The sequence below is a fragment of the Xylanibacillus composti genome (genome assembly GCF_018403685.1).
Classification (GTDB): domain Bacteria; phylum Bacillota; class Bacilli; order Paenibacillales; family K13; genus Xylanibacillus; species Xylanibacillus composti.
Genome location: NZ_BOVK01000041.1, coordinates 102022 through 110198, shown reverse-complemented (window position 1 = coordinate 110198; position 8177 = coordinate 102022). Strand labels below are relative to the sequence as shown.

6 protein-coding genes are annotated in these 8177 nt (G+C 53.0%); all 6 read left to right on the top strand.

Features of this window, described 5'->3' with window-relative positions; translation table 11 throughout:
* Positions 1 to 513 precede the first annotated feature (513 nt).
* The 6 genes from XYCOK13_RS15020 to lonB all read left to right on the top strand — a co-directional run bounded on the left by XYCOK13_RS15020 (position 514) and on the right by lonB (position 8176).
* Positions 514 to 1425, top strand: coding sequence for a hypothetical protein (locus tag XYCOK13_RS15020; protein ID WP_213412975.1), 912 nt, complete (start codon positions 514 to 516; stop codon positions 1423 to 1425).
* A 144-nt stretch (positions 1426 to 1569) separates the two neighbouring features.
* Entirely contained in the window at positions 1570 to 2871 is a 1302-nt protein-coding gene (gene tig, locus XYCOK13_RS15015; protein WP_213412974.1) for a trigger factor, read from the top strand.
* Between the two features lie 180 nt (positions 2872 to 3051).
* Complete coding sequence (clpP, locus tag XYCOK13_RS15010) at positions 3052 to 3642, top strand: ATP-dependent Clp endopeptidase proteolytic subunit ClpP (RefSeq protein ID WP_280520905.1); 591 nt, start codon at positions 3052 to 3054, stop codon at positions 3640 to 3642.
* Between the two features lie 13 nt (positions 3643 to 3655).
* On the top strand, positions 3656 to 4912 hold the full coding sequence (gene clpX, locus XYCOK13_RS15005) for an ATP-dependent protease ATP-binding subunit ClpX (protein ID WP_213412973.1): 1257 nt from the start codon (positions 3656 to 3658) through the stop codon (positions 4910 to 4912).
* Between the two features lie 167 nt (positions 4913 to 5079).
* On the top strand, positions 5080 to 6177 hold the full coding sequence (ispG, locus tag XYCOK13_RS15000; RefSeq protein ID WP_213412972.1) for a flavodoxin-dependent (E)-4-hydroxy-3-methylbut-2-enyl-diphosphate synthase: 1098 nt from the start codon (positions 5080 to 5082) through the stop codon (positions 6175 to 6177).
* Positions 6178 to 6448: 271 nt separating this feature from the next.
* Positions 6449 to 8176: an ATP-dependent protease LonB gene (gene lonB / locus XYCOK13_RS14995; protein WP_213412971.1), complete on the top strand. Its 1728-nt coding sequence runs from the start codon at positions 6449 to 6451 to the stop codon at positions 8174 to 8176.
* The last annotated feature ends 1 nt before the right edge of the window (position 8177 follow it).

Below are 8177 nucleotides of genomic sequence, written 5' to 3'. Positions count from 1 at the left end.
TTATCACGGAATAGTAACACACCAAATCGTGCCTGTTTTAAACATCCCGCAAAGATGAGATCGCACGCAGTCACACTGTGATTCCTGCAGTTGTGCAGGCTTTGGATCGGACAAGAGGGAGTTTTCCGGAATTCCTGCGAATCTGCATCAATGCTTGTTTGAAATCGCCGCTATAGGCGGTATGGCCTTCCCAAGCCTGTACTTTTGCAGGCATTCATCTATATTTGGTTAGCTTTGCGGATAATTCCTGCATTTTCGCATCTTTCGGCGATTTTTCGGGCTGTACCGCGGCTTGCAAGTGGAAGTAACGCACTTGCCAGGGGAATTGTCGCCCGATAGCAAACGCCTGGTCGAGAGACGTTCTTCCTTTCCGCATCCTTTGCGACCGCACATTTGGCTGGGCAATGAATGGAAATGGCGCTTTTTTTGCATGGATTTTCTTCCGCATGGTATAATCCCTTCAAAGTATCGGGCTGGATGGACAGCGGCTCGAGGAAATGAGGGCATTCTTTTATGGACAATAGCCGGGGGAACACATCGGCTCGCAATAGGGAGAACGTGGTTCTGCTCCCCAAGACAAAAGAATACTATCAAGTGCAGCTGACCCGGCTGCTGGAGAAAGAGGCCTACGTACAAGCGCAGGAACTTTTGCGTTTTTTGCTGAGCTGCCAGACGGAGGACGAGGCGGACCGGGGAGAGTGGGAGTCGCTGCTGCAATGGCTTGACGATCATCTCGAATCGATGTCGACCGTGGAGGCGGAGGACGAGGCAGTGTCGGAAGCCGAGCTGACCAGCCAGTATCTGAATGAAAAGGCAGCGCGGGACGAGCGCTTCGTCAGGCAATTGCTGGGTGCGCTTTATGACGATTCCGGACTGGAGCAGAAGCTGCTGGCGCTGGAGCAGTTGACGCATCTCAAATCACCGGAAAACTTGTCCGAAATAGTCGCCAACTGGCTGGAGGCTCAGCCGCAGCATCCGCTGGTCCAGTTCAAGGCCCTTCAACTATTAAAGCAGCGGGGCTTGGATCGCGAAGTACATATCAAAAGGGGCGACAGTGTTCTGCACTGCTCCGTGCAGGAAACGCCGTTGTCGCAAGAGGAATTTCCCCAAGCGGTCAATGAGGTGGCGAACCGGGTGAGAGAGGTTTGCGAGGTGATGAACCCGTCTCTGGCGTATTTTGCCGAGCAGGCGTGGTCGCAATTTGTCGCGGCTGTGTACGGCGGCAGCATGTATGAACAGCTTCGCAATGCGGCAGATGAGGACATAAGCGTCTGGGCGGCGGCGCTGCATCAGGCGGCAGTCAATGCTATGGCGGGAGATGCGCGACCGGTTGAAGTCCGCTCCTACTACGATGTGAATGAGCAGAAAGTTTTCCAGTGGGAGCAGGTTTATCGGGCTATCATTGAGACCTTTCATGCCTTGTAGAGTTGTTGCAATGCGTAAAAATTATGTTAGAATAGTTGAAGTGATACCGAGCGGCTTATCGATCAGGGACAAGTTGCGATGGGTGGAACAGACCGTTGGCATAGAAGCGGCACCATTTTGTTTAGTGTTGGAGGTTAGGTAGAGATGAAAGCTAGCTGGGAAAAACTTGAGAACAATGAAGGCGTGCTGACTGTTGAAGTGGATGAGCAGCAAGTTGCCAAGGCGCTGGACAGCGCATTCAGAAAAGTCGTGACGAAAGTGAACGTGCCAGGATTCCGCAAGGGCAAGGTGCCCCGCCAGATTTTTGAAGCCAGATTCGGCGTGGAAAGCCTGTATCAAGACGCCATTGATATTGTGCTTCCCGAAGCATACATGCAAGCTGTGCAAGAAACGGGAATCGAACCGATTGATCGTCCCGAAGTGGATATTCAGCAGTTCGGCAAGGGCGAGACCATGAAGTTCACTGCCAAAGTGCAGGTGAAGCCGGAAGTGGAATTGGGCGAGTACAAGGGCCTGGAAATCGAAGCGAAGGACTTCTCAGTGAAGCCTGAAGAAGTAGAGGCGGAATTGGAAGCGATGCAGAAGCGTCATGCCGAGCTTGTTGTTGTTGAGGACGAGCCTGCGCAATTGGGCGACACCCTGCAATTTGACTTCGAAGGCTTCGTTGACGGAGAAGCGTTTGAAGGGGGCAAGGCCGAGAACTACACCCTGGAACTCGGTTCGGGGCAGTTTATTCCCGGCTTCGAAGACCAAATGGTCGGCATGAAGAAGGATGAAGAGAAGGACATCGAGGTCACGTTCCCGGAAGACTACCATGCCGAGGAGCTGAAGGGCAAGAAAGCCGTGTTCAAAGTGAAGGTGCACGAAATCAAGCGCAAGAACCTGCCTGAGTTGGATGACGAATTTGCCAAGGATGTCAGCGAGTTCGAGACGCTGGAGGAATACAGGAACGACATCGAGAAGAACTTGGCGCACCGCAAAGAGCACGAAAAAGAGCACTATATCCAAGACAGCGTAGTGGAAAAAGCGGCAGCCAACGCGAAAGTGGACATTCCGCCAGCCATGATCGAGAACGAGCTCGAGCAGATGCTGCGCGATTTCGAAAATCGCCTGCGCATGCAAGGAATGAACCTGGAGCTATATTTCCAATTCACCGGTCAAAGCGAGGAACAGCTTCGCGAGCAAATGAAGGGCGATGCGGAGAAGCGTGTGCTGAATCAGCTCGTGCTTGACGCTATCGCGAAGGCGGAGAATGTGGAAGTGAGCGACGAGGAAGTTGAAGCGGAATTGGAGAAGCTTGCCGAGCAATACAAGCGGCCGGTTGACGAGATTCGCAATATCTTCACCGCCAACGGCAATATCGAAAGCTTGAAGCAGGATTTGATTACACGCAAGACAGTCAAGCTGCTTGTGGATGAAAGCAAAAGTAATACCGAAGTTGCTTAAAACATACGAATATAGGGTATAAATAGGAGAGGGGCACGTGAACCATTGACGTGCCTCCTTCTTTAACCAAGGCATACATAACTTTGAGAATGGTTCTGAACATGCTACAATATGACTGAGCAGGCAGGACGATCTCAGACCCAAACGCACTTTCCTATAGAAAAGGAGTTGAAAGATGCTGTGAGCTTGATACCAATCGTAGTGGAACAGACCAATCGCGGAGAACGCTCCTATGATATTTACTCCCGGTTGCTGAAGGACCGGATTATCTTTTTGGGCAGTGCGATCGATGATGATGTTGCAAATTCCATTGTGGCTCAGCTCCTGTTCCTGGCTGCGGACGATCCGGAAAAGGACATCCACCTGTATATCAACTCTCCGGGCGGATCGGTAACAGCCGGTCTTGGCATCCTTGATACAATGGATTACATCAAGCCCGATGTATCGACGATATGCGTGGGCTTGGCGGCAAGCATGGGGTCCATTCTGCTGACTGCTGGAGCCAAGGGCAAGCGGTTTGCCCTGCCGAACAGCGAAGTTATGATCCATCAGCCGCTCGGCGGTGTGCGCGGGCAGGCTGCCGATATTAAGATTCATGCCGATTGGATTATCAAAACCCGTCAGAAGCTCACACAGATCTATGTGGATCGGACGGGACAGTCTTATGAGAAGATTGACCGGGATATGGACCGCGACTTCTTCATGAGCGCTGAAGACGCTCAGGCTTATGGTCTGATCGATAAGGTGATCAATCGAGCCGATCTGAACTAGAGGAGGGACGCGAATGTTTAAATTTAATGATGACAAGGGCCAGCTGAAGTGCTCGTTCTGCGGAAAGTCTCAGGACCAGGTTCGCAAGCTGGTAGCCGGTCCAGGCGTATATATTTGTGATGAATGCATCGAGCTCTGCACCGAAATTGTAGAAGAGGAGCTTGGACAAGAGGAGGAAATGGAGCTTGTCGACATTCCGAAACCTCAGGAGATCCGCTCCATTCTCGATCAATATGTCATAGGCCAGGATCAAGCGAAAAAATCGTTGGCGGTTGCCGTTTACAACCACTACAAGCGTGTCAATACGTCCAGCAAGATCGAGGATGTTGAACTGCAGAAGAGCAACATCATGCTGCTCGGACCGACAGGCAGCGGCAAGACGCTTCTGGCACAGACGATGGCCAGAATTTTGAACGTGCCGTTCGCCATAGCGGACGCTACATCCTTGACGGAAGCAGGGTACGTCGGCGAGGACGTGGAAAATATCCTGCTCAAGCTGATTCAGGCTGCAGACTACGATGTGGAGAAGGCCGAACGCGGCATTATTTATATCGATGAAATTGATAAAGTGGCGCGCAAATCGGAAAATCCATCCATTACCCGTGATGTTTCCGGCGAAGGCGTGCAGCAGGCGCTGTTGAAGATACTGGAGGGCACTGTGGCTTCCGTGCCGCCGCAGGGCGGCCGCAAGCATCCTCATCAGGAGTTTATCCAAATCGATACGACGAATATTTTGTTTATTTGCGGCGGCGCATTCGATGGATTGGAGCAAATCATCAAGCGCAGAATCGGCAAGAAGGTTATCGGCTTTAACAGTGACGGCCAACAGAAGGATCTGAAGGTTGGCGAATATTTGTCTCTGGTATTGCCGGAGGATCTGTTGAAGTTCGGGCTCATTCCTGAATTTGTCGGACGTCTGCCGATCATCTCGACGCTCGAGCCTTTGGACGAAGCGGCCCTGGTGCGCATCTTGTCCGAGCCGAAGAATGCGCTTGTGAAGCAGTACCAGAAGCTGCTTGAGCTCGACGATGTGGAGCTGGTGTTCGAGCAAGGCGCTCTGGAGGCGATTGCGCGGGAAGCGATCAAGCGGAATACGGGCGCGCGCGGACTCCGGGCCATTATCGAAAGCATCATGCTGGAGATCATGTTCGACGTTCCATCTCGAACTGATGTAGAAAAGTGCATCATCACCGAGAAGGTCGTGCAGGAGAAGCTGCCGCCTGAGTTGAAAATCAAGGACGGCAAGAAGAAGAAAGAAGAAAGCGCGTAAACGCTGGGCAATTGAAGGTTGGATGTCCTCCCGGGACTCCAACCTTTCCGGCGTTCATGCGAAGCTTCACAACTGACAGACATGATGTTGAGCTCCGACGAGTGCAGGCGAGCAGCGGGCATCTAGGGTTCAACAGAACTAGTTGATTGGGTAAGGGAGAGGGAACGATGTACCACCGTCAGGATACCCGGCCGGTCCGTGTGGGGAATTTAACGATCGGCGGAAACAATGAAGTCATCATGCAAAGCATGTGCACGACGAAAACCGCGGATGTACAAGCTACAGTTGCAGAGATTCATCGCTTGGAAGAAGCCGGCTGCCAGCTCGTTCGGGTGACGGTCAACAACCAGGAGGCGGCCGCTGCGATCAAGGAAATTAAGAAGCAGATTCACATTCCGCTGGTAGCGGATATTCACTTTGATTACCGACTGGCACTGGCGGCGATCGAGAACGGGATTGATAAGGTGCGCATCAATCCGGGCAATATCGGACGGCGCGAGAAGGTGGAGGCTGTAGTCAAGGCATGCAAGGAGCGGGGCATCCCGATCCGGATCGGGGTCAACGCCGGATCGCTTGAGAATCACTTGCTGGAGAAGTACGGCTATCCTACAGCTGAGGCAATGGTAGAAAGCGCGCTGTTTCATATAGGCATTTTGGAGGAGCTCGATTTTCACGACATTATCGTCTCCCTGAAGGCCTCCGATGTGCCCATGGCCATCGCCGCCTATACGAAAGCAGCTGAAGTTATCCCGTATCCATTGCATCTCGGGATTACGGAATCGGGAACGCTGTTTGCCGGAACCGTGAAGAGCTCCGCAGGGCTTGGCGTCTTGTTGAACCAGGGCATCGGCTCAACGATTCGGATCAGCCTGAGTGCAGATCCCGTCGAAGAGATCAAGGTTGCACGCGAGCTGCTGAAGACGTTCGGTTTAATTGCGAATGCGCCGACGCTGGTTTCCTGTCCGACATGCGGGCGATTGGATATTGATTTGTTTTCAGTGGCCAACGAAGTCGAAGCTTATCTAGAGAAAGTGAAAGTGCCCATTAAGGTCTCGGTGCTGGGTTGTGCCGTCAACGGACCGGGCGAAGCGCGAGAAGCCGATATCGGAATTGCCGGAGCAAGAGGGGAAGGCATGCTGTTCCGGTACGGAGAGATGATTCGCAAAGTGCCTGAGCACGAACTGGTCAATGAGCTGAAGAAGGAAATTGATGTGATTGTTGCCGAATATGAAAGGACCGGGGTCATTCCCGGTCGCAAGCATTAGCCGGATGATAGGCCGTCAAACCGTGGGAATCGGTTTGACGGCCTTTTTTTGATGGAGAAGCCCAATTCCCGGCCCTTCCTCCTTCCCGTCCTCAAAAGCAATCTGGGTGCGGGGTATTAGCATGGACGGGAAGGGGAAATACTAGCAGGTATGAAAGAACGTGGGCTGGCGACGAATGAGAACCGGGGCGCGTGGAACGCGTCGGGGAAAGCGAGAGGCGGAGAATTCCAGGCAAACAAGGAAATGAAAGGGCAGAAAGGAGTTCTTGAATATGAATATGATGATGATACTGATGATCGTTCAGGTGTTCTTTGCTGTGATCATCGGATTGTATTTTTGGAATTTGCTGCGCAACCAGCAGTCCAATAAAACGGCGGTTGACCGGGAATCGAAGAAGGAAATGGAGAAGCTTCGGAAGCTTCGCTCCATTCAGCTGACGCAGCCGCTCGCCGAGAAGACGCGTCCTCAGTCGATGAAGGACATTATTGGTCAGAAAGAAGGATTGAAGGCGTTAAAGGCAGCTTTATGCGGACCCAATCCCCAGCATGTGCTCATTTACGGACCGCCGGGAGTGGGTAAGACAGCCGCAGCCCGGGTTGTCCTGGAACAGGCGAAGCAGCATGCTTCATCCCCGTTTTTGCAGGATGCCAAATTCGTGGAGATCGATGCGACGACTGCCCGATTTGATGAGCGCGGCATAGCCGACCCGCTGATCGGTTCCGTGCACGATCCGATCTACCAAGGGGCGGGAGCGCTCGGAGTAGCGGGGGTGCCCCAGCCGAAACAAGGCGCTGTAACGAAGGCGCACGGAGGCGTCCTTTTTATCGATGAGATCGGTGAATTGCATCCGGTCCAAATGAATAAACTGTTGAAGGTGCTCGAGGACCGGAAAGTATTTCTGGAGAGCTCTTATTATCATGAAGAGGATACCAATATTCCGCGATATATTCATGATATTTTTCAAAACGGCCTTCCTGCCGACTTTCGCCTGGTGGGGGCAACGACGCGCACGCCGGATGAAATTCCTCCTGCGATCCGTTCGCGCTGCATGGAGATTTACTTCAAGCCGCTCTTGCCCGACGAAATTGCCGAGATTGCCCAAAGCGCGATAGCGAAGCTGGGCATGCCGGAAAGTCCGGAAGCGGTTCGCGTCGTGGTCAACTATGCATCCAACGGCAGAGAGGCTGTCAATATGATACAGCTTGCAGCAGGACTGGCCATTACAGAAGGGCGCGACCGCCTTCGGGCAGAGGATATCGAGTGGGTGGTGAACAGCAGCCAAATTTCTCCCCGCCCGCAAAAAAAGGTGCCGAAGGAGCAGAAAATCGGGTACATCAACGGCCTGGCGGTACACGGTCCGAATATAGGAACCTTGTTGGAAATTGAAGTCACAAGCATGAGTGCGGAAAAGCCGGGGGCAGGCAAGCTGACGATCACCGGTGCAGTGGACGAGGAAGAAATGGGAGGAGGCGCAAGGACGCTTCGCCGGAAAAGCATGGCCCGCAGCTCTGTGGAAAATGTTTGTACGGTGCTGCGCCAAATTGGCCTTAACCCTTTTCATTACGACATTCATCTGAACTTTCCCGGCGGGGTGCCGATTGACGGTCCTTCTGCTGGCATTGCGATCGCTTGCGCCATTACATCTTCGATTCGGCGTGTTCCGGTTCATCCGCGTTTGGCCATGACGGGAGAAGTTAGCATTCACGGACGAGTGAAGCCGGTTGGCGGCGTTGTGGCGAAGGTCGAAGCCGCGCTGCAGGCAGGGGTTGAAAAGGTGCTCATTCCCAGGGACAATTGGCAGGAGATGTTCGCCGGTTTGCAAGGCATTGAGGTCATCCCGGTGGATACCGTTGAGGAAGTAATCTGCCATGCATTCCCAGAATGGGCCGAGTCAATCAGCGAACGGGGGGAGTCCGAAGGAAATTGGATCGATCCCTCTATCGAACCGGCTGTTCAGCCTATCCTTCCCTTCATGCAAGCACGGTCCACTTCGGAATAAA

Excerpts from the sequence above, each read along its gene's own strand:
- tig (WP_213412974.1), top strand. The coding sequence starts at position 1,570 with ATGAAAGCTAGCTGGGAAAAACTTGAGAACAATGAAGGCGTGCTGACT.
- XYCOK13_RS15020 (WP_213412975.1), top strand. The coding sequence starts at position 514 with ATGGACAATAGCCGGGGGAACACATCGGCTCGCAATAGGGAGAACGTG.
- clpX (WP_213412973.1), top strand. The coding sequence starts at position 3,656 with ATGTTTAAATTTAATGATGACAAGGGCCAGCTGAAGTGCTCGTTCTGC.
- ispG (WP_213412972.1), top strand. The coding sequence starts at position 5,080 with ATGTACCACCGTCAGGATACCCGGCCGGTCCGTGTGGGGAATTTAACG.
- lonB (WP_213412971.1), top strand. The coding sequence starts at position 6,449 with ATGAATATGATGATGATACTGATGATCGTTCAGGTGTTCTTTGCTGTG.